Source organism: Thermodesulfobacteriota bacterium (assembly GCA_040756475.1).
Classification (GTDB): Bacteria; Desulfobacterota; Deferrisomatia; order Deferrisomatales; family JACRMM01; genus JBFLZB01.
Window position 1 is genome coordinate 1 of the sequence record JBFLZB010000073.1, and the last position, 22,069, is coordinate 22,069.

At 72.0% G+C, this 22,069-nt stretch carries 26 protein-coding genes and 1 pseudogene; 5 read left to right on the top strand and 22 right to left on the bottom strand.

Going from position 1 to position 22,069, the window contains the following annotated elements:
- Nucleotides 1–51 precede the first annotated feature (51 nt).
- From AB1578_11925 to AB1578_11945, 5 genes and pseudogenes are all read left to right on the top strand, one after another.
- Nucleotides 52–825 (top strand): YdcF family protein, encoded by a 774-nt coding sequence (locus AB1578_11925; protein ID MEW6488604.1) that lies wholly within the window; start codon nt 52–54, stop codon nt 823–825.
- A 129-nt stretch (nt 826–954) separates the two neighbouring features.
- Nucleotides 955–1,818 (top strand): UbiA-like polyprenyltransferase, encoded by an 864-nt coding sequence (locus AB1578_11930; GenBank protein ID MEW6488605.1) that lies wholly within the window; start codon nt 955–957, stop codon nt 1,816–1,818.
- A gap of 5 nt (nt 1,819–1,823) precedes the next feature.
- A pseudogene (gene mqnE / locus AB1578_11935) lies at nt 1,824–2,879 on the top strand (aminofutalosine synthase MqnE).
- 117 nt (nt 2,880–2,996) lie between these two features.
- Entirely contained in the window at nt 2,997–4,112 is a 1,116-nt protein-coding gene (gene mqnC, locus AB1578_11940) for a cyclic dehypoxanthinyl futalosine synthase (GenBank protein ID MEW6488606.1), read from the top strand.
- Nucleotides 4,097–4,468: a PilZ domain-containing protein gene (locus AB1578_11945; GenBank protein ID MEW6488607.1), complete on the top strand. Its 372-nt coding sequence runs from the start codon at nt 4,097–4,099 to the stop codon at nt 4,466–4,468. Before mqnC ends, AB1578_11945 begins: the two co-directional genes overlap by 16 nt.
- Here AB1578_11945 and AB1578_11950 read toward each other — a convergent pair.
- The 22 genes from AB1578_11950 to AB1578_12055 form a co-directional block, all read right to left on the bottom strand.
- Nucleotides 4,437–4,850: a response regulator gene (locus tag AB1578_11950; GenBank protein ID MEW6488608.1), complete on the bottom strand. Its 414-nt coding sequence runs from the start codon at nt 4,848–4,850 to the stop codon at nt 4,437–4,439. The two genes, AB1578_11945 and AB1578_11950, sit on opposite strands and share 32 nt — an antisense overlap.
- A gap of 39 nt (nt 4,851–4,889) precedes the next feature.
- The gene (locus AB1578_11955; GenBank protein MEW6488609.1) at nt 4,890–5,756 is read right to left on the bottom strand and encodes an alpha/beta hydrolase; all 867 of its coding nucleotides are present in this window, start codon (nt 5,754–5,756) and stop codon (nt 4,890–4,892) included.
- A 53-nt stretch (nt 5,757–5,809) separates the two neighbouring features.
- Complete coding sequence (locus AB1578_11960; GenBank protein MEW6488610.1) at nt 5,810–6,076, bottom strand: EscU/YscU/HrcU family type III secretion system export apparatus switch protein; 267 nt, start codon at nt 6,074–6,076, stop codon at nt 5,810–5,812.
- Complete coding sequence (locus tag AB1578_11965; GenBank protein ID MEW6488611.1) at nt 6,073–7,017, bottom strand: hypothetical protein; 945 nt, start codon at nt 7,015–7,017, stop codon at nt 6,073–6,075. The genes AB1578_11960 and AB1578_11965 overlap by 4 nt, the downstream gene beginning before the upstream one ends.
- A 32-nt stretch (nt 7,018–7,049) precedes the next feature.
- A complete protein-coding gene (locus AB1578_11970; protein ID MEW6488612.1) occupies nt 7,050–7,517 on the bottom strand; it encodes a chemotaxis protein CheX in 468 nt (155 codons plus the stop codon).
- Entirely contained in the window at nt 7,514–7,996 is a 483-nt protein-coding gene (locus AB1578_11975) for a chemotaxis protein CheW (GenBank protein ID MEW6488613.1), read from the bottom strand. The genes AB1578_11970 and AB1578_11975 overlap by 4 nt, the downstream gene beginning before the upstream one ends.
- Nucleotides 7,997–8,035: 39 nt before the next feature.
- Nucleotides 8,036–8,857: a protein-glutamate O-methyltransferase CheR gene (locus tag AB1578_11980; protein ID MEW6488614.1), complete on the bottom strand. Its 822-nt coding sequence runs from the start codon at nt 8,855–8,857 to the stop codon at nt 8,036–8,038.
- A gap of 49 nt (nt 8,858–8,906) precedes the next feature.
- Nucleotides 8,907–9,833, bottom strand: a complete 927-nt coding sequence (locus tag AB1578_11985; protein MEW6488615.1) for a sigma 54-interacting transcriptional regulator — start codon at nt 9,831–9,833, stop codon at nt 8,907–8,909.
- Nucleotides 9,834–9,848: 15 nt separating this feature from the next.
- On the bottom strand, nt 9,849–12,041 hold the full coding sequence (locus tag AB1578_11990) for a chemotaxis protein CheA (protein MEW6488616.1): 2,193 nt from the start codon (nt 12,039–12,041) through the stop codon (nt 9,849–9,851).
- Entirely contained in the window at nt 12,038–12,952 is a 915-nt protein-coding gene (locus AB1578_11995; GenBank protein MEW6488617.1) for a protein-glutamate O-methyltransferase CheR, read from the bottom strand. Before AB1578_11995 ends, AB1578_11990 begins: the two co-directional genes overlap by 4 nt.
- A complete protein-coding gene (locus tag AB1578_12000) occupies nt 12,949–14,019 on the bottom strand; it encodes a chemotaxis response regulator protein-glutamate methylesterase (protein ID MEW6488618.1) in 1,071 nt (356 codons plus the stop codon). Before AB1578_12000 ends, AB1578_11995 begins: the two co-directional genes overlap by 4 nt.
- A gap of 79 nt (nt 14,020–14,098) precedes the next feature.
- Nucleotides 14,099–15,169 (bottom strand): flagellar biosynthesis protein FlhB, encoded by a 1,071-nt coding sequence (gene flhB / locus AB1578_12005; GenBank protein MEW6488619.1) that lies wholly within the window; start codon nt 15,167–15,169, stop codon nt 14,099–14,101.
- Between the two features lie 3 nt (nt 15,170–15,172).
- Complete coding sequence (fliR, locus tag AB1578_12010) at nt 15,173–15,952, bottom strand: flagellar biosynthetic protein FliR (GenBank protein ID MEW6488620.1); 780 nt, start codon at nt 15,950–15,952, stop codon at nt 15,173–15,175.
- Between the two features lie 874 nt (nt 15,953–16,826).
- The gene (locus AB1578_12015) at nt 16,827–17,405 is read right to left on the bottom strand and encodes a hypothetical protein (protein ID MEW6488621.1); all 579 of its coding nucleotides are present in this window, start codon (nt 17,403–17,405) and stop codon (nt 16,827–16,829) included.
- Nucleotides 17,402–17,959 carry a DUF5675 family protein gene (locus AB1578_12020; GenBank protein MEW6488622.1) on the bottom strand — a complete coding sequence of 186 codons (558 nt, stop codon included), beginning with the start codon at nt 17,957–17,959 and terminating at the stop codon, nt 17,402–17,404. The genes AB1578_12015 and AB1578_12020 overlap by 4 nt, the downstream gene beginning before the upstream one ends.
- Nucleotides 17,956–18,171: a hypothetical protein gene (locus AB1578_12025; protein ID MEW6488623.1), complete on the bottom strand. Its 216-nt coding sequence runs from the start codon at nt 18,169–18,171 to the stop codon at nt 17,956–17,958. The genes AB1578_12020 and AB1578_12025 overlap by 4 nt, the downstream gene beginning before the upstream one ends.
- Nucleotides 18,168–18,395, bottom strand: a complete 228-nt coding sequence (locus AB1578_12030; protein ID MEW6488624.1) for a hypothetical protein — start codon at nt 18,393–18,395, stop codon at nt 18,168–18,170. Before AB1578_12030 ends, AB1578_12025 begins: the two co-directional genes overlap by 4 nt.
- Nucleotides 18,396–18,554: 159 nt before the next feature.
- Nucleotides 18,555–18,908 (bottom strand): hypothetical protein, encoded by a 354-nt coding sequence (locus AB1578_12035; GenBank protein ID MEW6488625.1) that lies wholly within the window; start codon nt 18,906–18,908, stop codon nt 18,555–18,557.
- Between the two features lie 4 nt (nt 18,909–18,912).
- Nucleotides 18,913–19,275, bottom strand: a complete 363-nt coding sequence (locus AB1578_12040; protein ID MEW6488626.1) for a hypothetical protein — start codon at nt 19,273–19,275, stop codon at nt 18,913–18,915.
- On the bottom strand, nt 19,265–20,644 hold the full coding sequence (locus AB1578_12045) for a phage tail protein (protein MEW6488627.1): 1,380 nt from the start codon (nt 20,642–20,644) through the stop codon (nt 19,265–19,267). The genes AB1578_12040 and AB1578_12045 overlap by 11 nt, the downstream gene beginning before the upstream one ends.
- A 25-nt stretch (nt 20,645–20,669) precedes the next feature.
- Complete coding sequence (locus AB1578_12050) at nt 20,670–21,215, bottom strand: phage tail protein I (protein MEW6488628.1); 546 nt, start codon at nt 21,213–21,215, stop codon at nt 20,670–20,672.
- The coding region (locus AB1578_12055; protein MEW6488629.1) for a baseplate J/gp47 family protein at nt 21,208–22,069 on the bottom strand (862 nt) is incomplete at its 5' end. The genes AB1578_12050 and AB1578_12055, both read right to left, overlap by 8 nt.

Genomic DNA, 22,069 nt, shown 5'->3' on the forward strand with positions numbered 1-22,069 from the left:
TGGTGGCGTTGCTCAAGCACAAGAACGAGAAGGTCCTGGGCAGCGCCGGGCATGCCTGAGGTCCCCTTTACCGCCCTCAAGCTGCTTTCCCCCTTCGGGATGCCCCTGGGGCTCGCCTGCGCGCTGTTCCTCCTGGCGCTGCTCCTGTCCTGGCGCGCGCCCTGGGCGGCCCGGTTCGTGCTGCTGCTCTCCCTGGGGTTCCTGGCAGCCCTGGGCAGCGGGGCGGTGGCCCAGCGGCTCGTGGCGCCCCTGGAGCGGGAGTTCCCGGTCCCGGCCGCCGATACCCGCGCCGAGGCGGCGGTGGTCTTGGCCGGCACCGTGGATCTGGCCCGGTCCAGCCTGGACCGGGTGGAGTTCTACGACCGTCCCGAGCGGATCATCGAGGGGGCCCGCCTGGTGCGGGAAGGGCGCGCCCGCTGGCTCGTCATCTCGGGGGGCAGCGGCGACCCCTTCCTCCCCGGGGTCTCGGAGGCCGAGCTCCTGGCGGCGTTTGCCCGGCAGTTGGGGGTCGCCCGCGAGGCGATCCTCCTCCAGGGGGAGAGCCGCACCACCCATGAGGACGCCGAGCGCACCGCCCGGCTCCTTCGGGAGCGAAAGATCGACCGGTTCTTCCTGGTGACGAGCGCCTACCATCTTCCCCGGGCAGTGGGGTGCTTTCGCAAGCAGGGCCTGGACCCCATCCCCTACCCCGTGGACTATCGGGCCACCCCCCTTCGCCTCACCCCCCTCCACTACCTGCCCCAGGCCTGGGCCCTCCAGCTCTCCACCACCGCCGTGCACGAGTACCTGGGGTACGCGGGGTACCGGGTGCTGGGGTATCTGTGACGGGGCAGGGGGCAGGGGGCAGGGGGCAGGTGAGGTCTTCGTAGGTTCTTTCACGAGCCCTGGACTCCGTCGTATACTCGCCTTCGATCCTGGGCCACCGGGTTTTCCGCAGGAGACGAGGCGCGGCGCATGTGGGGAGGAGCCTGGGGCAGGGCCGGCGCCCTGCTCGAGATGATCAAGTTCAGCCATACGGTCTTCGCCCTGCCGTTCGCCCTCACGGGCATGGTGCTGGCGGCCGGGGGAATTCCGGGGCTCGGGACCCTCTTGTGGATCGTGGCGGCCATGGTGGGTGCGCGCACGGCGGCCATGGCCTGGAACCGGATCGCCGATGCCCGCATCGACGCCGCCAACCCCCGGACCGCCGACCGGCACCTTCCCGCCGGGACGGTGCGGCCCGGGGAGGCCTGGGCCCTGGCGCTGGGTGGGGCGGCGCTCCTGGTGCTGGCCGCCTGGGCCCTCAACCCCCTGTGCCTGGCGCTCTCCCCGCTGGCCCTGGCCGTGCTCTTCCTCTACCCCTATGCCAAGCGGTTCACCGCCTTGTGCCATTACCTCCTGGGGCTCGCGCTGGCCGCGGCGCCCCTGGGGGCCTGGGTCGCGGTGACCGGGGAGTGGAGCTGGCGGATCGTGCCCCTGGGGCTGGCGGTGCTCCTGTGGGTGGCGGGGTTCGACATCCTCTACGCGCTCCAAGACGAGGCCTTCGACCGGCAGGCGGGGCTCCACAGCGTGCCCCAGCGCTGGGGGCGGGGGACGGCGCTCAAGCGGGCGGCCCGGCTCCATGCCGCCGTGGTGGTGCTTCTGGCCCTCCAGATTCCGCTCTTCGGCCTCGGCCTGTGGTACGCGCTCGGCGTGACCGCGGTGGCCGTTGCCCTCCTCTACGAGCACGCCCTGCTCACTCCCCGAGACCTCTCGCGGCTCGACGCGGCCTTCTTCTCGATGAACGGCGTCATCAGTATCGTCGTCTTCGCGGCTACCCTCCTGGACGTGGGGCTGTGAGCGCGCTGCCGTCCCTGGCCGCGGTTGGGCGCAAGGTGGAGGCCGGCGAGCGCCTGGACGAGGCGGACGCCCTGGCGGTGCTCGCCAGCGACGACCTGCTCGCGGTGGGGGAGCTCGCGAATCTGGCCAACCGCCGGAAGAACGGCGACCGGGTCTTCTACAACGTCAACCGCCACATCAATCCCACCAATGTCTGCGTCAACCGCTGCCGGTTCTGCGCCTTCAGCCGGAGCCCCGGAGAGCCGGGCGCCTACGCCTTGACCCAGGACGAGGTGCTGGCCCGGGCGGCCGAGGCCGAAGCCGCGGGGGCCACCGAGGTCCACATGGTGGGGGGGCTCCATCCGGAGCTCTCCCTGGGGTGGTACCGGGATACCATCCGAGAGCTCAAGCGCCGGCACCCGGGGCTCCACGTCAAGGGCTTCACCGCCGTGGAGATCGACCACCTGGCGCGCCTGTCGGGAAAGAGCCCCGCGGGCGTGCTCCAGGAGCTGGCGGAGGCGGGGCTCGGGAGCCTGCCCGGGGGCGGGGCGGAGATCCTGGCGGAGGAGACCCGCCGGCGGATCTGCCCCGAGAAGATCTCCGGGGCTCGCTGGCTCGAGATCATGGAGGCCGCCCACGGTCTGGGGCTGCGCTCCAACGCGACCCTGCTCTACGGTCACGTGGAGAGCCTCGCCGACCGGGTGGAGCACCTGCGGCTCCTGCGGGAGCTCCAGGACCGGACGGGGGGCTTCCAGGCCTTCATCCCCCTGGCCTTCCAGCCGCTGCACTCGGATCTGGCCACGGGTGCCGCCACCACCGGCTTCGACGACCTCAAGACCCTGGCGGCAGGGCGCCTGTACCTGGACAACTTCGATCACGTGAAGGCCTACTGGGTGATGCTCGGGGAGAAGATCGCCCAGGTGAGCCTGCACTTCGGGGTGGACGACCTGGACGGCACGGTGGTGGAGGAGAAGATCGCCCACGACGCCGGAGCCGCGAGCCGAGAAGCGCTGACCCGCGACGAGCTCGTGGCGATGATCCGGGAGGCCGGCAAGCTGCCCCTGGAGCGGGATACCCTGTATCGGGCGGTGGGCACGGCCGGGTCCGCTCGGTCCGCTCGGTCTGATCCGTCTGATCCGTCGGGCCGGACCGATCGGCCTGGCGCCCGCCACCCCGGGTCCGCCGCCCCTGCCGGCCGCATCGAGCGGGAGGAGGCCCTGGGGCTCCTGCGCGGGGAAGAGCTCCTGGCGCTCGGGCGCAGGGCGGACGCGGCGCGGGAGCGCCTGCATCCCGACGGGTTCGTGACCTTCGTGGTGGACCGCAACGTCAACTACACCAACGTGTGCACCTGCCAGTGCCGTTTTTGCGCCTTCTACAGGAAGCCCGGCGACCCCGAGGGGTACGTGCTCTCCCACGAGGAGATCTTCGCCAAGATCCGGGAGCTGGTGGACCGGGGGGGCACCCAGGTGCTCATGCAGGGGGGCCTCCACCCCGAGCTGCCCCTGGCCTGGTTCGAGGAGCTCTTCGTCGAGATGAAGCGCCGCTTTCCGGGCGTGCAGAACCACAGCCTCTCCCCGGCGGAGATCGTGCACCTGGCCAGGCTCTCGGGCCTTCCCATGGAGCAGGCCCTGGAGCGGCTCCACCGGGCGGGGCTCGACTCGGTGCCCGGGGGCGGGGCCGAGGTGCTGGTGGATCGGGTTCGCCGCGAGATCAGTCCCAACAAGATCGGGTGGCGGGAGTGGGCCGGGGTGATGGAGGCCGCCCACCGGCTGGGCATGCCGACCACGGCTACCCTGATGTTCGGTTCCGCCGAGCGGGACGAGGACCTGGTGGAGCATCTCCTGCGGGTGCGGGCCCTCCAGGACCGCACCGGGGGCTTCACGGCGTTCATCCCCTGGACCTTCCAGCCCTCCCACACGGAGCTCGGCCGCATGACCGGCGCGCGGCCGGTGGGGGCGGTGCGGTACCTGCGGGTGCTGGCGCTCTCGCGGTTGGTGCTCGACAACGTGTCCAACTTGCAGGCATCCTGGGTCACCCAGGGGGAGAAGGTGGCCCAGGTGGCCCTGCGGGTCGGTGCCAACGATCTGGGGTCCACGATGCTCGAAGAAAACGTGGTGGCGGCGGCGGGGGTGCGCTTTCGCGTGGAGCAGGAGCGGCTCGTGGCCCTGATTGCCGACGCGGGCTTCCGGCCGGCCCAGCGAACGACCACCTACGAGCGGATCCGGGAGTTTCCGGGGGCGCGAGGGTCGCGGGACGCGGGAGGATTGCAGCAGCAGAACTGCCGAGGAGGAGGAAACCCATGGGAAGACAGGTAGGGGGCGCGACCGAATCCGAGCGCCGCAGGGAACCCCGCTACGACCGCAACCTGCCACTGCGGGTCGGGCACGACAGCACCGATGGGCTCCGGGCGGAGTCCATCAACATCTCCACCCGGGGCCTGTACTGCAAGAGCCCCCGCTTCGTGGCTCCCTTCGCGAAGCTCAAGGTGGCGGTCGAGCTGCCCTTCGCGGCGAGCGGCACCGCCACGGTGGAGTGCGAGGGGGTGGTGGTGCGGGTGGAGCCGGAGGTGGAGACCGTGGGGGTCAAGGAGTACCGGCTGGCGGTCTACTTCCTCGGTCTGGACGACACCTGCGCCGAACTCATCGCCCGATTCGTGGAGGAGAGCCACTGACCCCGGCGCCGGCTGCCGGGATCGGGGCGCCCAGGGCCGAGCCCACGGCGTCCGCGAGCTCCCGAAGCCGGAAGGGTTTGCCCAGGAAGGCCGAGGCGCCGGCAGCCAGGGCTTCGCGGGCCGTGCCGGGCTCCACCTCCACGGAGACCACGATGACGGGAACCCGCGCGGTGTCCGGGCGTGCCCGGAGCTCGCGAAGCAGGGAAAACCCGTGGCGGTCCGGCAGGAGCAGGTCGGTGACCACCAGGTCGAAGGGCCCGGGAAGCGCCAGGGCGTCGCCGACCCCCTGGGCCTCCTCCACCGAGGCGTCGAACTGGGCCTCCAGCACCTGGCGGATGATGCGGCGGATGGTGGAGGAATCGTCTACCACGAGCACGTGCACGGTCAGCTCCTCCTGCCGGTTCCGGCGGTAGCGCCGGTCTTACCGATCGGCCGGTGCTGCGCTGCTCTTGAGCTCCTTCGCCTCCAGGCGCGACACAAACTCCTCCCAGGCCTCCCAGTAGACGTCGCCCCCCACGAACGCCGGGTCGTCGTGGCCGGCGCCCTGGAGGGTGCGAAACCACTTCGGTCCCGCGCAGGCGTCGAAGAGCCGCCACCCCATGCCGATGGGGACCACCGTGTCCCGGTCGCCGTGCAGGAAGAGGGTGGGGCTGCGAAGCTCCCGCACTCGGGACAGGTTGGGGTACACGCCCTCCACCCACGGCCCCGCCACCCCGGCGAGCAGGGGGTAGCGAAGCCGGACCAGCTCTTCCACGGACGTGAAGGCAGCTTCGAGCACGCAGCCCAGGGTTGGCTCCTCCAGGGTGGAGTGGAGCGCCACGGCGGCCCCCAGGCTGCGCCCGTACAGGATCACCCCGTGCCGGTCCCACCCCCGCGCGCGCACCAGCGCCCGGGCCGCCCGCCCGTCCGCGTACAGACCCTCCTCCGAGGGAGAGCCCCGGCTCTTGCCGTATCCCCGGTAGTCGAAGATCATCACCCCGAGCCCGACCCGGTCGTGAAGCCGGCGCAGGATGTCGAGCCGGTGGGAGACGTTGCCCGCGTGGCCGTGGAAGAAGACGACGGCCGGGCCGGGCCGCCGCCCGGGCACCCACCACCCGTGGAGGTCCACGCCGTCCTCGCTGGCGAAGGCGAGCTCCTCGTAGTCCAGCCCCACCGCCCCCGGAGCTCCGGCGAGCGCGCGCTCGGGCGCGTAGAGAAAGGCGTCCACCAGGCGCCCGCACCCCGCGGTCAGGGCGAGGCAACCTGCCAGGAGGCAGCGCAGGGCAAGGGGGACAAGGGGGGCGGGCATGGGGCCATTGTACCGAACCCGGGGCTGCTGCAAAGGAGGGCCGGCGCCCCGTGTCACCCCGGCTGCCGCCGGTCCAGGCGGTAGAGGAAGGCGAGGATCTCGGCCACGGCGCGGTAGGTCTCGGGGGGAATCTCCTCGCCGGGGTCCAGGCGGGAGAGGATCTCGGCCAGGGCTGGGTCCTCCCGGACCGGGAGGCCGGCGGCCCGGGCGGCTTCGAGGATGCGCTCCGCCACGAGCCCCCGCCCCGCCGCCGTGACCCGGGGGGCGGTGTCCTTGCCGGGGCGGTAGGCCAGGGCGGCGGCGCGGCGGGTGCGGGTCACGCGAGCACCTCCACGAGGCCGGGGCTGCCCTTGGGGGCGGGGGGCGGGAGGGGCTCGGCCCGCAGGTCGGCTACCCGAACCCCCGCGTCGCGCGTGAGCAGCCGGGAAAGGTCCTCGAGGCCCTCGCGGGCTTCCTCCAGGACGGGAGGTTCCAGGGCCAGGCGCACGAAGACCCCGGGGCTTCCCCATCGCACGTTCACCTCCACGGGTCCCAGGCGCGGCATCTGGAGGCGCAGGCGCAGGGCCCCGCCCGCCTTCCCGGATTCTGCGGCGCGGCGTCCCTCGAGCTCGAGCCGCAGCTCCCCGTGCACCCACTCCTCTCCCCAGGGCAGCACCAGGGGGACCACCGCGGCGCCTTCCAGGAGGCTTCGGGCCTGGTGGGCCTCCACGTGCCCCACCAGGGCCGCGGCGGCTCGGGCCAGCGCGCCTTCGGGCTGGCGGGAGAGGAGCAGGAGCGCCAGGGCCTTGAGGTCGGCGGGGGACTGTGTCTGGGGCCGCGCCAAGTCTGCCTCGTGAAAGAGCCCCGAGCCTCGGAGGAGCCGGGCCAGGGCGGCGGCCAGGGCCGCGGGTTCCTCCGGCAGGCGAAGAAGCCGCCCCAGGGCGGCTGCCAGGTCCGCCCCGGGCGCCCCTTCGGCGGGAGGGGCCGTGAGAAACGCCCGCACGGCCCCTTCGAACCCCAGGGACGGCGGTCGCAGAAGGCGCGCGACCGCGTCGTCGGGGCCGCCGGGCAGCTTGAAGACCGGGGGGGGGCCCAGGCTCACCAGGCGCAGCTCCAGGCGCTGCCCCGGGGAGAGCCCCTCGGGGTGGAGGGCCCGGAACAGGTTTCCGCCGATGGACAGCACCCCTTCCCGGGGGCCCAGGGCCTCCTGGAGCCGGGCCTCCACCACGCTGCCGAGCCGCAGGCCGAGCAGGGAGGCCGCCTCCCGGAGCGCGGCCCCCACAGAGGCGGCTGGAGCAGGGACCGAGCCGGCTCCTAGAGATCCAACCGCAGGCACAGTTCCACGCTGAAGCTCCCCGCCTCGGTCTCGAAGGGGATCTCGAAGCAGGGGACTCCCCGCGGCCGGGAGATGCTGTGGCCGGGACCCACGATCACCGAGGGGATGGAGATGCGCAGGTCGTACCCGGCCTCGGCCAGGGCGCGCTTGGCGCCCCCCGCCACCATGTTGGTGAGCTCGCCCACGGCGTCCTTGACCTCCTCGTCCACGGCCGCCACGGCTTCGCCCCGGAACGCCCCCACCACGTGGAACGCCGCCGCCCGCCCAAAGCTCAGGGCGACGAAGCCCTGCACCTGCCCCGTGAGCCCCACCACGCCGGAGACATCGAACGACGTGTCTTCCGAGCCCTTGAGGCGCGGGGTGCCCCGGCGAGGGTCGAGCCCTGCCATGGTTCGGAAGACCTCCCCCACCGCGGCCAGGAAGGGGTTGAGGATGTCGGCCCTCATGCCTCGAACTCGCCCAGCTCCTGGGTTTCGCTGCGGCTCAGGAGCTTGCGCAGGTCCAGCAGGATGAGGAGCCGGTCCTCCAGTTTCACCACGGCCTCGATGTACGCCGCATCGATCCCGCCCACGATGGGGGGCGGCGGCTCCACCAGGCTCCGGGGCACCCGGAGGACCTCGCTCACGGAGTCCACCAGGAAGCCCACGACCCGGTCGCCCAGCTCTACCACCACGATGCGGGCGCTCTTGTCGCGCTCCACCGCCGGGAGCCCGAAACGCTTGCGCAGGTCCACCACGGGGATGACCTGGCCCCGCAGGTTGATGACCCCCTCCACGAAGTCGGGAGCGTGGGGCACCCGGGTGATCTCCATCATGCGGTTGATCTCGCGCACCTCCAGGATCTCTACCCCGAACTCTTCGTCGCCCACGTGAAAGGTGACGAGCTGGAGGATCTCCTCTTCCCGTTCGGTCTTCCTGGTCTCCATGATCTCTCCTCCCGGGTCAGCCTCGCCGTTGCGAGGACGTCAGGGTTTCTGGTGCATCATGACCCCGCCCAGGTTCACCAGGGGCGGGGCCTCGGGCACGTTGAACAGCGACTCGGAGCGGCCCACCGCCAGCACGCCGGCGGGAGCCAGCGCCCGCGCCAGCACGCCCACGGCCCGCCGCTTGGCCTCCAGGTCGAAGTAGATGAGTACGTTGCGGCACAGGATCGCGTGGAACGAGTTGGGCGGCACCGGGTCCGGGCGCAGCAGGTTGAAGCGCCGGAAGGTCACCAGGGCTCGGACCTCCGGGTCGAGCCGGTATAGGTGCCCTTCCTTGCGGAAGTACTTCTCCCGGTAGTACGGGGTGGTGTTGCGCAGCGAGAAGTCACCGTAGAGGCCCTCTCGGGCCTCGGACAGGACCCGGTTGTTGAGGTCGGTGCCGAGGATCTCCACCCGGGGCCGGCCGGCCCCGAGCAGCCCCCGCTCCCGCAGGAGGATGCCCAGGGTGTATGGCTCGCACCCCGTGGAGCTCGCCGCGCTCCATACCCGGATGGGGTCGATGCCGACCCTGGTCCACTGGGGCCAGAAGACCTCGAGGAGGGCGCGAAAGTGCTCCTCCTCCCGGAAGAAGAAGGTCTCGTTCACCGTGAGGAGCTCGATGAGGCGCTCGTACTCGCTCTCCCCCAGGCGGCGTCCCAGGTCGGCCGCATAGTGCTCGGGCGAGGGGTAGCCCAGCTCTCCCGCCCGCCGCTCGATCCTCTTGCGGAAGAGGTGACGCTGGCCGCCCTCGAAGACCAGGCCGCAGCGCCGGTAGAGCTCCTGGGCAAGGGGCCCGAGGTAAGCGTCGGTCCACAGCTGGCTCACGACACCCCCTGGAAAGGCGGCGCCGGCCGCCGGCGAGCGGGAGCGCGGCTCATGTGGAAGCGCCGCGGCGGAAGGTGTCGGGGTCAATCCGGTTTCGCGCCATCAGAGCGTAGAAATCCTTGCGGGCCTTTCCCGCGAACTCGGCAGCCTGGGTCACGTTGCCCTCGGTCAGGAGGAGGAGCCGCTGCACGTATGCCTTCTCGAACTCCCGCTTCGCCTGGGCAAACGGCAGCGGCTCGGGGTCCGCGCCCCGCCGCGGGAGCGAGGGGGGAAGGCGCCAGGGGCCTCCTTCCTCGGCGGGCAGGGCCGAGACGACCAGGTTCTCCAGCTCCCGGAGGTTTCCCGGCCAGGCGTAGGACAGGGCGTGGACGAGGAAGACCTCCGGGATGGGGGGCTCTCTGCGGCCCGGCGCGTGGCGCCCGAAGAAGTGCGAAACGTACAGGGGGATCTCCTCGGGGCGCTCCCTCAGGGGGGGCAGGGCGACCGGGAAGACCTCCAGGAGGTAGTAGAGGTCCTTGCGAAACCAGCCTTCCTCCACCCCGGTGAGGAGGTCCCGCCGGGCCGTGGACACGATGCGCACCGTCGCCTCGCCTCCCTCGGGAGCCTCCCAGCGTTCCAGCAGGCCCACCAGGAGCGCCTGGAGCTCGGCCCCGGCCCGGTCCACGTCCTCCAGGATCAGCGTACCCCCCCGCGCGGCTTCCAGGAATCCGCCGGCGGCGAGTTGGGCGGCCGCCTTGGGGTCCGCGAGTCCCTGCCGCAGCAGCGGACACCGCGCCCGGGGGCCGAAGCGATGCAGAAAACGGGCGGCATGGGTCTTGCCGACCCCGGGCTCCCCGTACAGGACCATCCGCACGTCGGTGGGCGAGGCGCGGCGGTGGGCCGCGGCCCCCCCCCCCCAGGCACGCGCCTGGGCCAGGAAGACCGGGGCGGGGCCGCCCCCGGGGTCTTCGGGAACGAAGCGGCGGGAAGGAGTCACGGCGGTCTCCGGGCCTCAGGCTGCCGCCCGCGCGGGGGCCCCGTGGCGCAGCCGGGCCGCCAGGCCCAGGAGCTGGTTGACGTCCACGATCAGGGTCACCCGGCCGTCCCCCCGGATGGTGGCCCCCGCGATGCCCGGAGTGTCGGTGAGGTAGCTGCCCAGGCTCTTGATGACGACCTCCTCTTCCCCGACCAGGGCGTCCACCACGAGCCCCACCCGTTTCTCGGCCATGCCCAGGATCACCACGTACTCGCGGCCCTTCTCCTTGCGGGCGGTCGGGATGCCGAAGACCTGGTCGATGCGCAGGAGCGGCACGACCCGGTCGCGCAGCCGCAGCACCGGTGCCCGATCCACGGTCTTGATCTCCTGGGGCTCGACCCGCACGGTCTCCACCACGCTCACCAGGGGCACCGCGTACACCTCGGCGCCGGTGCGCACCAGCAGCGCCTGGATGATGGCCAGGGTGAGCGGGATGCGCACGTCGACACGGGTGCCGCCGCCCAGGGTGGAGTCGATCTCGATCAGGCCGTTGAGCTGAGCGATGTTGGTCTTCACCACGTCCATCCCCACGCCCCGGCCGCTCACGTTGGTCACGACCTGGGCCGTGGAGAAACCGGGGGCGAAAACGAGGTTGAAGGCCTCCTTGGGGGACATGGAGGCGGCCTCCTGGGCGGAGACGAGCCCCTTCTCCATTGCCTTTCGCTTGAGCACCTCGGGGTCCATGCCCTTCCCGTCGTCCTCCACGCTCACCACGATGTGGTTTCCCTCGTGGCACGCGGAGAGCCGGATGCGGCCCTCCCGGGACTTGCCTGCCGCGGCCCGCGCTTCGGGGCCTTCCACACCGTGGTCGGCGGAGTTTCGGATGAGGTGGACCAGGGGGTCGCCGATGACTTCCACCACGGACTTGTCGAGCTCGGTGTTCTCCCCCTGGATCTCCAGCCGGATCTCCTTTCCCAGGGAGCGGGAGAGGTCGCGCACCATGCGGGGGAACTTGCGGAAGACCTTGTCGATGGGCACGAGCCGGGTCTTCATCACCGCCAGTTGGAGGTCCGAGGCCACCAGGTCGATCTGGGAGGAGGTTTCGCACAGGTCCTCCACCAGGCTCTCCCCTTCGAGCCGTTCTTCCATCTGTCCCCGGAGCCGGGTGAGGCGGTTCTTGGCGAGCACCAGCTCCCCCACCAGGTTCATCAGGGAGTCCAGCCGCTCCACGTCCACGCGGATGGTCTGCTCGGCCTGGGGCGGCCGGCCTCCGGCCTCCGCCGACGCCCCTGCGGGGGCCCTCGTCGCCGGGGAAGGCGGCACCGGGGCTGCGGAGACCTCGGCCCGGGGCGTGTCCCTTGGGGTGGCGGGGGCTGCTTCGGCGGCCCGCGCCAAGGCGGCGAGGAGGTCGTCCACCGCCGGTCCCGGGGAGCCGGCCTGGGCGGCTTGCAGGAGCCGCCGCACCCGGTCCACGGCCTCCAGGATGACGTCCATCACTTCGGGCTGGAGCGCCATTTCGTCTCGCCGGAGCTTGTTGAAGATGTCCTCCACCCGATGGGTGACCTCGCTGATCTGCTGGAACCCGAGGAAGGAGCTGGAGCCCTTGAGGGTGTGGGCCGCCCGGAAGATCTTGTTGAGGAGCTCCCGGTCGCCCGGCCGCTCCTCCAGCGCAACCAGGTCCTGATCCAGGTCGTCGATGAGCTCCCAGCTCTCGAGGAAGAACTCCCGCAGGACCTCGTCCGCCTCCTCGCCGGCGGGAGCGGGCGCCGAGGGCGCGCAATGGGCTTGGGCGCGGGCGGCGGGCTCGGGAGGCGGCGCCCGGCCGGTTTCCCCCGACAGCACTGCTTCCAGGGCGCGGATCGCGCCCCCCGGGTCGGTGGCGGTCTCTCCCCGGCTCTCGAGCTCGTCGAGCAGTGCCCGAAGGCCGTCGTGCACCCCGAGGAGCGCCGAGGCCAGGGCGGGGCCGAAGGAGGCGTCCCCGCGCTTTACCGCCCCCAGCACGTCCTCCGCGGCGTGGGCCAGGCGCCCCACCTGGGCGAATCCCATGAGCCCCGCTCCTCCCTTGATGATGTGCATCTGGCGAAAGAGGAGCGTCACGTGCTCCGGGTCCTCTTCTCCCCGGTCCACCGCCAGGAGGACCCGCGACACCACCTCGAGGCACTCCCGGGCGTCGGCCAGATAGTCGGGAAGCAGCTCCCGGGTGTCGTCGGTGATGCGGTCGGCGTTCATGGATCGCTCCTCCCGAGCAGTGACTCCGTGTCGGTCAGGGGTTTCCGATAGGCCAGGGCGCCGGGAAAGTGGACGGGTTTGAGGGCGTCCGTGAGGCCGTGGAGGGACTCGGCATGCCCCACGAACAGATATCCTCCGGGTTCGACGGCCCGGGCAAAGTGCTCCACGCAACGCCGCCTGGCCTCCCGGTCGAAGTAGATGAGGGCGTTGCGGCAGAAGATCAGGTGAAACCCCCTCATGGCCCACATGGCGCCCTCGTCGGCGAAGTTCAGGAAGCGCACCTCCACCAGGCGGGCGACCTCGGGCCGCACCCGAAACACCTGGGGCCCCGGGGCCTCGAAGTATTTCTGCACGAAGTACGCGGGCGCGGTGCGAAGACTGTAGGGGCCGTACTCGGCCACTCGTGCCCGGGCCAGCATGCTCTGGGACACATCCGTGGCCACGATCCGCGCGTCCCAGCGCCCCAGCTCCTCCCCCAGCGCTTCGGCCACGAGCATGGCCAGGGTGTAGGGCTCCTCCCCCGAGGAGCACGCGGCGCTCCACACCCGCAGCGACCGTTCCCCCTGGTGGGCGCGGGCCGCCAGGAGCCCGGGCAGTACGCGCTTGCGCAGCGCTTCGAGCTGGGGCGCGCCGCGAAAGAACGACGTCTCGTGGGTGGTGAGCTCGTCCAGGAGCTCCAGGAGCTCCGCGGCCCCCCGCAGGGGCGAGCGCACCATCTCGAGGTACGCGTCGACCCCCGTGAGCCCTACCGCCCGCAGCCGCTTGCGCACCCGGCTCTCCAGGAGGAACCGCTTGCTCTCCTCGAACGCGAGGCCGCTGCGCTCGTACACGAAAGCACGAACTCGCTGGAACTCCTCGTCCGACAAGGGCTCGACCCCTGTTGGGGTGAAGACCGAAGCGGCCGGGTTCACCCCTGCGCTCCCCCCACGGCGACCCCGACGGCTCCGGGAATCTCCCCCATGGGGAGCACGGCGTCGGCCAGGCCCGCTTCCACCACCGCGCGGGGCATGCCGTACACGACGCAGCTTGCGGCGTCCTGGGCGATGGCCCGGGCCCCGTGTTCCTTGAGGGCCCGCACCCCTTCCCTCCCGTCCGAGCCCATGCCGGTGAGGACCACGGCCAGGGTCGCGGGCCCCGCCGCCTCGGCGAAGGAGCGGAACATCACGTCCACGCTGGGCTTGTGGAGGCTCTCGGCGGGGTGGTCCGTCAACCGCAGCACCAGGTGGGCGCCCTCGCGGCGCACCACCAGATGGGTTCCGCCGGGCGCCACGAAGCCCCATCCCGCCTCCAGCCGGTCGCCGCTCTCGGCTTCCTTCACCTGCAAGGGCCCCAGCCCGCTCAGGCGCCGGGCGAAGGGCCCGGTAAAGGCCTTGGGCATGTGCTGCACCACGGCGACCGGGGCCGAGAAGCCCGGGGGGAGCCCGGCGAAGAACTTCTGCAGGGCCGGGGGGCCGCCGGTGGAGGCGCCCACGGCCACGAACCGCGGCTGCCCCAGCCCCGGCCGCGGCCGGGGGGCCGCAGGACGCGCAGGTGCCGAGGCCAGCGCCGGCGAGGGGGCGGGGCGGGGGGCTGCGGGGGGGGCCCGGCGGCGGCCCAGGGTGCGTACCTTTTCCCGCAGGGTGTGCTCGATCTGGACGATGTCGAGCACGTTGCCCCCGATGCTCTTGGGGATGTAGTCGAGCGCCCCCTCGTCGAGGGCCTGCAGGGTGACCTCCGCCCCCTCCGCCGTGAGGCTCGAGACCATGAGCACCGGGCGCGGGGAGGTGGCCATGATGCGGCGCAGGGCCTCCAGGCCGTCCATGCGCGGCATCTCCACGTCCAGGGTCACCAGGTCTGGGTCGAGCTCGGCCACCCGCTCCAGGGCGTGGAGGCCGTCCCGGGCGGTGCCCACCACCTGCACCTCCGGGTCGGCTTCCAGCATCCTGGACAGGGCCGTCCGCATGAAAGCCGAGTCGTCCACCACCAGCACTCGGATCACGGCTGCCTCCGGATCTCTTGAGAAGCTGCCGGCTCTGATCGGCTTCGGGAGAAGGGAACTTGACACCTTTTCGACACGGCTACCGCGGGACCTCCTTGCCGGCGGCGCGGTAGACGTGGGCCAGGATCTCGGCCACGGCCTGGAAGAGGTCTGCGGGGATGGGGTCGCCGAGCTCTGCCTCGCGGTACAGGGCTCGGGCGATGGGGGGGGCCTCGTAGAGGGGAATGCGGTGCTCCCGGGCCAGCTCCAGGATGCGCTCGGCCACCCGGTCGGCTCCCTTGGCCACCACCCGGGGAGCGTCCATCTCGGCTGGGTCGTAGCGCAGGGCCACCGCGACGTGGGTGGGGTTGGTGACCACCACGTCGGACTTGGGCACCTCGGCCATCATGCGCCGCCGGGCCATCTCGCGCTGGAGGCTCCGGATGCGGCTCTTGATGAGGGGATCCCCCTCCGTGTCCTTGTACTCGTCCTTGACCTCCTGCTTCGACATCTTGATGCGCTCCTCGAACTGCCACCGCTGGAAGGCGTAGTCCAGGAGCGCGATGACCACGTAGACGAGGAGCACGTACTTGAGGATGGCGAACCCGAGCTCCAGCAGGTACGCGAGGAAGCCCCGGGTGGGCAGGTCGGTGAGATAGGGGATTTCCCCCAGGCGGCCCCGAACGGCCAGGTACGCCACCCACCCGATCAGGACCACCTTGAGGATATTCTTGGCCAGATCGATGATCTTGGCCTTCTGGAAGAGGTTCTTCAGGCCCTTGAAGGGATCGAGCCGCCCCCAGTTGGGCTCCAGCGCCTTGAAGGACACCAGGAACCCCACCTGTACCACGTTGCCCGCGATGCCCCCCACCAGGGCCGCCACCAGCAGGGGCGCCAGGGCCCGGACCAGGGCCCCCACCACCCGCACCGCGAGCGCGACCGTGGCCGCCCCCGTGAGCTCCTGCCCGTCCCCCATGCGCAGGAGGTCCACCGAGAGGGAGCGCAGCTCGGCGTAGATGTTGCCTGCCCCGATCCACAGCCCCAGCACGCCCGCGGCGAGCACGAAGGCCGTGAGGACCTCGGGGCTGCGGGCCATCTGGCCCTCTTCCCGGGCCTCCCGCCGGCGCTTGGGTGTTGCGGACTCGGTCTTTTCCTGATCGTCGCCCGCCATCGGTCAGCCCAGGAGCGCCGCGAGCCCCCGCAGGGCCTCGAAGGTCTCGGAGAAGGCGTGGAGCATCGCGCGCCCCCAGTGGCGCACCGCAAGCCCCATGACCGTGAAGCCCACCAGGATCTGGAGGGGGAACCCCAGCACCAGCATGTTCATCTGCGGCACCGACCGGGCAAAGACTCCCAAGAGGACCTGGGAGGCAAAGAGCGCCGCCACCACGGGGGCCGCGAGCTTGAGCCCCAGGCTGAAGACCTCGCCGGTCAGGTGCGCCACCGCGCCGATCAGGGGTCCGGTGAGGAGCGGCTTGCCCGGCGGGACCGCCGTGAGGTTGTGCGCAAAGACCTCCAGCAGCATCCCCTCTCCCCCCACGGCGAGGAACAGGAGCACCGCCAGGATGAACTGGAACTGGCTCACCACCGAGATCTGGGTCTCGGACTGCGGGTCGAGCACGCTCACGATTCCCAAGCCCATCTGAAAGCCGATGAGCTGCCCGCCGAACTGGACGGCCGCGAACACCAGGCGCGCGATGAAGCCGATGAGGAGGCCCAGGAGGAGCTCCTGCACCCCCAGGGCCACGAGCTCCGCCGCCGACGCCGGCACCGCCACCTCCCCCGGAAACCCCAGGGCCGTGAGCGCCGCGCTGAGCCCCAGCACCGCCGCGGCCTTCACCTGGGTCGGCACGAACGGGGTGGAGAAGACCGGCGCGAAGGCAAAGAGCGCCCCCATCCGCAGGAGCACCAGCAGAAAGGCGAAGAAGCGGGCTTCGGTGATGCCGAGAAGGTCCATGGAGCTCTCTGTCGCGCCGCGCCCGGACGGGGTTCCGGCGGCCCGTTGGGGTCTCTTCCTTATCGGAATCGAGATCGAAATCGCGATCGGAGCCGGGGCCGATTTCGATATCGATTTCGACTGCCCTTGCGGCGCCTCGGGCCGCCCCCCGGGGACCCCCAGGAGGCGCTGCCGCCCGGGCAGGCCAAAGTATCGCCCCGAGTTTGGCCTGTTGGCAAACCCGGCCGGGTGCGGTCTTCCGGCCGGATCCTGGGGCCGAGCGGCGCCGGGAGATGCCGCTTCCCGGGGAGGGAGTGCCCCTGTGACGGCACCCTTCGGTTTCGGGAACCGGTCTCGGGGAACCGGCATTGCTTGTGCACCCAGGTCCCGCTAGCATGGCGCCCCAACGCGGCCGGAGCCGTGCGCCGGGGTCCGTCCTTCCCGTCCGCGTCCAGGGCCGTGCAACCGAAGAGGCGCGCGTTGCCGCACTCAAACACGAGCAAGCCGCGAGGAATCGCGCCATGGATGACCGAGCCTGGGTGTTTTCGGGTGGTTTCACGTGGCTCGGCTTGGTCGGGGGTGGCTGTTTTTGCGCGCGGAATCAACATCGTTGAAACGGGGGTGGTCGGGTTTGGCCGGGGATGGTGTACGGTTGGTACGCACGCGGTACGCACGGCGCCTCCTCCGAATCACCGCTCGGAGGATAGCAGCTCGAGGCGCGGCCGGAGGGACCACGTGAGGGAACACCACCGGCAGACGAAGGCGGGGCCGGTCGGGAGGTAGACGAGGCGGTGGGCAGGGCAGGAGGGGCTTTGCGTGGCTCTGCCTTCCGTGGCCCTGCCTGCCCCGCCCGGGGGACGGGAGCCGAAGGGGCTCCCAGGCGGGCTCGGGAAGATCAGCGGGGCTTGAGGAGGCCGCCGGCGGGGCGGCTGCCGAACCACCAGCCTACCGAGGTGCAGCTCAGGAAGAGGACCATGTCCACGATCTTGAGCAGCAAGTCGAAGGCGTGGGCGTCGTCGAGGCCGCCCATCTGCCCGAAGACCCGCACGGTCAGCGCCGTGGTGAGGCCCAGGAGGTAGGTGGTGATGAGGGGGCGCATGAGGCCGCGCACGATGTCCACGAGGCCCAGGCCGACCCCTACGAGACCGGCCCAGAAGCCCCCCAGGCGCGCGGCCCAGGGGGCCGACCAGGTGGCGCCCTGGGCCTCCTGGAGGAGCGAGGTCTGGAGCGCCCCGAGGTCGGCCACCCGCTCCTCCTTCGCGGCCTCGATGCTCGCCAGGTGCGCGGCGTGCTCGGCCTCGCGGTCCATCACGGCGAGCTCGTGGCTGCGGTCGGCGTCGCGCTCCTGCATCCGCAGCTCGGCCATTTGCTTTTCGTGGCGGGCTTCCAGCCACCCCTTGGCCAGGCTCCCCACGGTGCCGAAGAGCCCGCCGGCCACGGCGGACCAGCCTCCGGACAAGATCGCCTCGATCATCGGTAGCCCTCCTCTACGGTGAGCCGTATCTCGGGAGCCGCGGCGCCCCCCAGAGCCTCCACCAGGCGCCCCAGGGCCACGCGGGAGGCCAGAACGGCCCGCTGTCCCTCCAGGAGGCCCCGGTAGGCCCCGGGCAACAGGCACCCCTCGGTGTGGGTCTTGAGGCCCTGCTCGCGGTCGCCGGCCAGGTTGCCCGCGTGGAGCAGGATGCCGTCGCGGCCGGGCACCTCCTGCACCCAGTAGACCCACCCGTACCGGGGCGAGCGGTGCCATACGCAGCGGTACCGCCCGGGGGGGATGGCCGAGAGGTTGCGGCGGTTGTCCCTCCAGGGCGGTTCGGCGCTCTGGCAGGCGTAGGGGCCCCCGGGCCCGCAGGCGGTGAGTACCCCGAAGGTGCCGTGGTCGCCGGTGTCGGTGCGCAGCAGGTGCAGCCGGGGGAGCTCCGGCGAGGTCTCCGGGCCCGATGCCGGGGGCGCGGGCTCCGCAGCGCGAACGGCGTTCGCGGCCGGCGCCGGGCTCCCCCGCAGCCGCCGCCACAGGGCCCCCCAGGTCACCGCAGGTCCTCCGGCCGGGGTATGGCCTCCCCGAGCTCGCGGCGGGCGGCCACGAGCTGGTCGGCCCAGCGAGCGCACACCTCGTGGCAGGGGCACAGGGCGCGCTTCAAGGCGTCGAGCGCCAGGCACGCCTCCACGGCGGTGAGGCCGGGGTGGGTCACCAGCACGTCGCGCAGGGGCACGAAGTCCCAGGCCCGGGGGCACGGCTTCATCGAAGCCATCCGCGCCACAGGCGCCGCCACCAGGGCACCCGCGGGGGGGCCGGCCGGGCCGAGGCGGGATGCAGGTCCTCGGGGTTGGCGCCGGCGCGCACGGCGGCGCGCTCCACCTCGGCCGAGGTCAGCAGCAGGTGCCGGCCCCGGGGCCCCACGACCCACCAGTAATGGCGGGCGCTTCCGAAGCGCCGGTCTCGATTCGGTACGAGCCGCCAGGTCATCGCCGTTTCCTCCTGCTCAGGGCCTCTCGGGCCACGGCCTGCATGCACCGCCAGCACAGGCTTTCTGCGGGCATGGGTACGAGCCACAGCGCCGGATTGGGGGCGCGGCAGCGCTTGCAGCGCAGCACTTCGCGCATGGGCAGGGCCGGCAGCGGGGGCTCAGCCCTGCTGCCGCTCGCCGCCATGGCACCGGTCCTTGCGGCCGTCGAACCCGGGGGGATCGGTCGTGCGCCGGGGCAAGGGGCCGTGCTGTATCTCACAGGTGCGCTCGATCAGGGAGAGCCGCTCGCTATGGTTGGCGAGCGAGCTCTCGAGCTGGCGAAACCGCCGCGAGCCCTCCTTGAGCTCGCGCTTGATCTCCTGGAGGTCCGAGCGCCCCGCCAGGGCGAGCAGGTTCAGTGCCGCCAGAAGCGCCGTGAAGATCGCCCCCAAGACCCAGAAGACCAGGGTGGAGCCTTGCCCCCCCGCGAGATCCGCGGCGGCCTGGGCGGGGGCGGGCCAGAAGAAGTCCATCGCGTCACCTCTCTCGCACGGTCAGCGCCAGCCCGGGCCAGCGGCGGGCGCGGTAGCCGGGGTCGTGCTGATGGGCGTAGGCCTCCACCTCGGCCGACTTCTCCCGATAGGGCCTGCGACGCTCGGTCCAGAGATAGCGCCAGAGAAAGCGCCAGAGCCCCGCCTCGGCCTGCTGGCACACGTGGATGAGCTCGTGGTTTCGGGCGGCGTCCGACACCAGCCCTCGGGGGTGGGTAAAGAAGACGCGCCGTCCCAGGGCCAGCCCCCAGGGCCCGCGGCGGCCCGCGAAGAAGAGCCGCGCCAGGAGCGAGCGGTACACCACCGTCACCCGCAGCTCGGCTCGAAGGGGCCGGGGCTCAGTCCACATGCACGACGAACTGAAAGCCCGAAAGGTTCGAAGCCGTGCCGCTGGCGGTATACGAATGCACCTCGAAATACGACGCCTGGACCTGGCCGACCACCATCATGTCGTTGGTCCCCGAGACGCCGTTGGCCGGGATCACGGTGTAGTTCGTCGTGCCCAGGTTGTGGGTCACGCGGTAGATGCCCGTGCTGGGGCGGGCGCTCGACCACCCCGCGGGCAGACGCAGGGCGGTGCCCGCCGCGTTCACGCGCCCGTGGTACGCGCCGTGCACCTGGGTTTGGGTGGTGTGCCCCAGCAGGGCGAGGTCCACGGTGTCCTTGCGGGCCACATCCGCCGCCGCCGAAGGGGCCGCCACCTGGGCCCGGCCGTTTGCATCGCGCACCACCAGGCGCCCCGCCGTGGCCGCGCTGGTCGCCCCGTGGGGGCTGAACAGGCCGTTGTGCTCCGACACGCCAATGTCCACCGTGTCCTTGCGGGCGATGTCGTTGAAGTCCAGCGGAACGCCGATCTTGGCCCGGCCCGTCACCGAGTGGCGCAGCACCGGCCGGCCCAGGCCTCCTTCGAGCTCGCTCGTGGCCCCATGGGCCGCCATGAGTGCCGCATGGGTGTCCACGGTATCCTTGCGGGCGATATCCGCCGCCGCCGAAGGCGCCGCCACCTGGCAGCGGCCGCTGGCGTCGCGCAGCATCAGCCTGCTCGCCGTGGGGGCGCTCGTGGCGCTGTGGGGGCTCGTCAGCGCGCCGTGGGCGTCCAGATTGCCCTGCACCGTGTCCACCTCGAACTTGCGGGCGATGTGGCCGGCGTCGGCGGGCGCCCCCACCTTGGCGCGCCCCAGCTCGTCGCGGGCCACGATGCGCAGCCCAAAGGGGTCGGGCGTGGCGAAGTGGGCGTCGGTGCGGCCGATGTGGTCGTCCACGTACGCCACCGTGGCCATCGACACGCTGGGGTCGATCATCTGCACCACGTCGCCGCCGTTGGTCACCTGGAGCACCAGACGCACGTACAGGTCTTTTTCGGCGCCGCTGCCCGGGGCGGGCTTGGCGGTGAGCGGGTACTTGCCCACCACCAAGAGCGTGCCGGGGCTGCCCGCGGTAAAGAGGCCGGCTTCGCGGATGTCCCACCCGCCCACTGCCGCCGGCACCATCGCCTCCACCACCAGCCAGTCGGCGTGCTGGGGGTGCACGTAGATGCGGTTCACCGCGCCCCGCCAGCGCTCGTTCACCAGGGCCACCTGCTGGGCACTGGGCTCGTAGTACGCGCCGGCGCTGTCGCCCACGGCAAGCTGGGCAAAGTCCACCTTGGGGCCGCCGCCCACCGCCGCGGCCACGGCGTCGAGGCCCGCCTGGGTCAAGATGCAGTAGAACTCGCTCATGGGGTCTCCTCGATGCTTTGGGGGCTCAGGGTGCGGGGGGATACAGCGTCGTCACTTCCGAGGCGTGCAGGCCCTGGGCGAAGCTCGGCACCGGCCCGGCGCACGCCACCCGGTACACGATGCCGTCCATCCACGAGCGCACGTTTTTCCAGGCGTCCACCGTGGCCAGCAGCCGGCGTTCGAGCTCGAGCGTCACCTCGTTTTCCGCCAGGTCGATCTCCACCTGAAAACGGTAGGGGTCGCCTGCGTACTCCCACCACTCCACCACCGTGGCGTTGGGCGCCCCCGCCACCACGAAGGCCCGCTCCACGGCCCAGGGCGTGCCCTTCTTGGCATGCAGCCCCAGGCTCTCGCCGATGGCCGCGCGCTTCACCGCCTCGCTCCACCCGCTCTCCCAGTGGTCCACCGAGAGCGCCCAGGCGAGCCAGGGCAGAAGCGCCGCCGGGCACGTGGCCGGGTTCCACAGGGCAGCCACCGGCACCGGCACCTCGCTTACCCGCGCCGCCGCCCGCGCCAGCGCGCGTTCCTGGGGCGTGGCGTTGGGGGGCAAGAGATCCGCCGGCTCACTCATCGGTACCCCCAATGGTCACCGCAATCGCCGAGGCCCGGGCCGCCTGGTGGCCCTCCACCACCAGGGTGGCCGCGGGAGAGGTCAGCTCCACCCGCTGCACCCCCGGCCGGTGCAGCGCCGCGTAGAGCCCCGAGAGCGTGATGTCGTGGCCCAGGCGAAAGTGCTCGGCCGCGTAGGCCGTGGCGGCGTCCGCCGCCGCCTGGCGCACCACCTCGGGGTCGGGCCCCGAATACAGGTAGAGCACCGCCTCCACCGCGTAGGTCAGCACCGCGGCCGCCTGCACCGTCACCTGGTCGGTGAGGGGGCGCACGTCGCGGGCGTTCACCGCGGCCTCCACCAACTCCAGAAGCTCGGGCGACGGCACGCCGTTTTCCAGCGCCGAGAGCACCGTCACCACCACCTCGCCCGGCGCCGGGCTCGCCACGTCCACGTCGGCCACCGCCCCCGAGGCCGAGAAGGCGTGAAACTCGTAGGCACCCACCGGGCCCGCCGTCGAGAGCGCCTCCGGGGCCTGCTGCACCCGGTGGCGCAGCCGCTCGTCGGTCTCGTAGAGCGGGGGCACCGGCGGCACCGCCCCGGGGTCGCCGGGGTCCACCACCGCCCGGGTCACCCCGTAGAGGGCCGCCAGGTGCTCCAGGTCGGCGCCCGCCGCGTAGGCCAGCATCACCCGGCGGGCCGCGTCGTTCACCCGCTGGCGCACCAACAGCTCGCGGTAGGCCGCCACCTCCAGAATCTTGTAGGCCGGGTCGCTCTCCACCAGCGCCGTAAACGCCGGGTCGCGCGCGCGCAAATCCGCCAGCATGGCCGCGAAGATCGTCTCGAACGAGAGCGCCTCCACCACCGCCGGCGCCGGA

Coding starts and splice junctions, on each gene's coding strand:
- AB1578_12045 (MEW6488627.1), bottom strand. CDS start 20,644: ATGAGCGAGTTCTACTGCATCTTGACCCAGGCGGGCCTCGACGCCGTG.
- AB1578_11990 (MEW6488616.1), bottom strand. CDS start 12,041: ATGAACGCCGACCGCATCACCGACGACACCCGGGAGCTGCTTCCCGAC.
- AB1578_12035 (MEW6488625.1), bottom strand. CDS start 18,908: ATGGACTTCTTCTGGCCCGCCCCCGCCCAGGCCGCCGCGGATCTCGCG.
- AB1578_11925 (MEW6488604.1), top strand. CDS start 52: ATGCCTGAGGTCCCCTTTACCGCCCTCAAGCTGCTTTCCCCCTTCGGG.
- AB1578_12030 (MEW6488624.1), bottom strand. CDS start 18,395: ATGACCTGGCGGCTCGTACCGAATCGAGACCGGCGCTTCGGAAGCGCC.
- AB1578_11975 (MEW6488613.1), bottom strand. CDS start 7,996: ATGGAGACCAGGAAGACCGAACGGGAAGAGGAGATCCTCCAGCTCGTC.
- fliR (MEW6488620.1), bottom strand. CDS start 15,952: ATGGACCTTCTCGGCATCACCGAAGCCCGCTTCTTCGCCTTTCTGCTG.
- AB1578_12050 (MEW6488628.1), bottom strand. CDS start 21,215: ATGAGTGAGCCGGCGGATCTCTTGCCCCCCAACGCCACGCCCCAGGAA.
- AB1578_12040 (MEW6488626.1), bottom strand. CDS start 19,275: ATGTGGACTGAGCCCCGGCCCCTTCGAGCCGAGCTGCGGGTGACGGTG.
- AB1578_11970 (MEW6488612.1), bottom strand. CDS start 7,517: ATGAGGGCCGACATCCTCAACCCCTTCCTGGCCGCGGTGGGGGAGGTC.
- AB1578_12015 (MEW6488621.1), bottom strand. CDS start 17,405: ATGATCGAGGCGATCTTGTCCGGAGGCTGGTCCGCCGTGGCCGGCGGG.
- AB1578_12025 (MEW6488623.1), bottom strand. CDS start 18,171: ATGAAGCCGTGCCCCCGGGCCTGGGACTTCGTGCCCCTGCGCGACGTG.
- flhB (MEW6488619.1), bottom strand. CDS start 15,169: ATGGCGGGCGACGATCAGGAAAAGACCGAGTCCGCAACACCCAAGCGC.
- AB1578_11930 (MEW6488605.1), top strand. CDS start 955: ATGTGGGGAGGAGCCTGGGGCAGGGCCGGCGCCCTGCTCGAGATGATC.
- AB1578_11955 (MEW6488609.1), bottom strand. CDS start 5,756: ATGCCCGCCCCCCTTGTCCCCCTTGCCCTGCGCTGCCTCCTGGCAGGT.
- AB1578_11945 (MEW6488607.1), top strand. CDS start 4,097: ATGGGAAGACAGGTAGGGGGCGCGACCGAATCCGAGCGCCGCAGGGAA.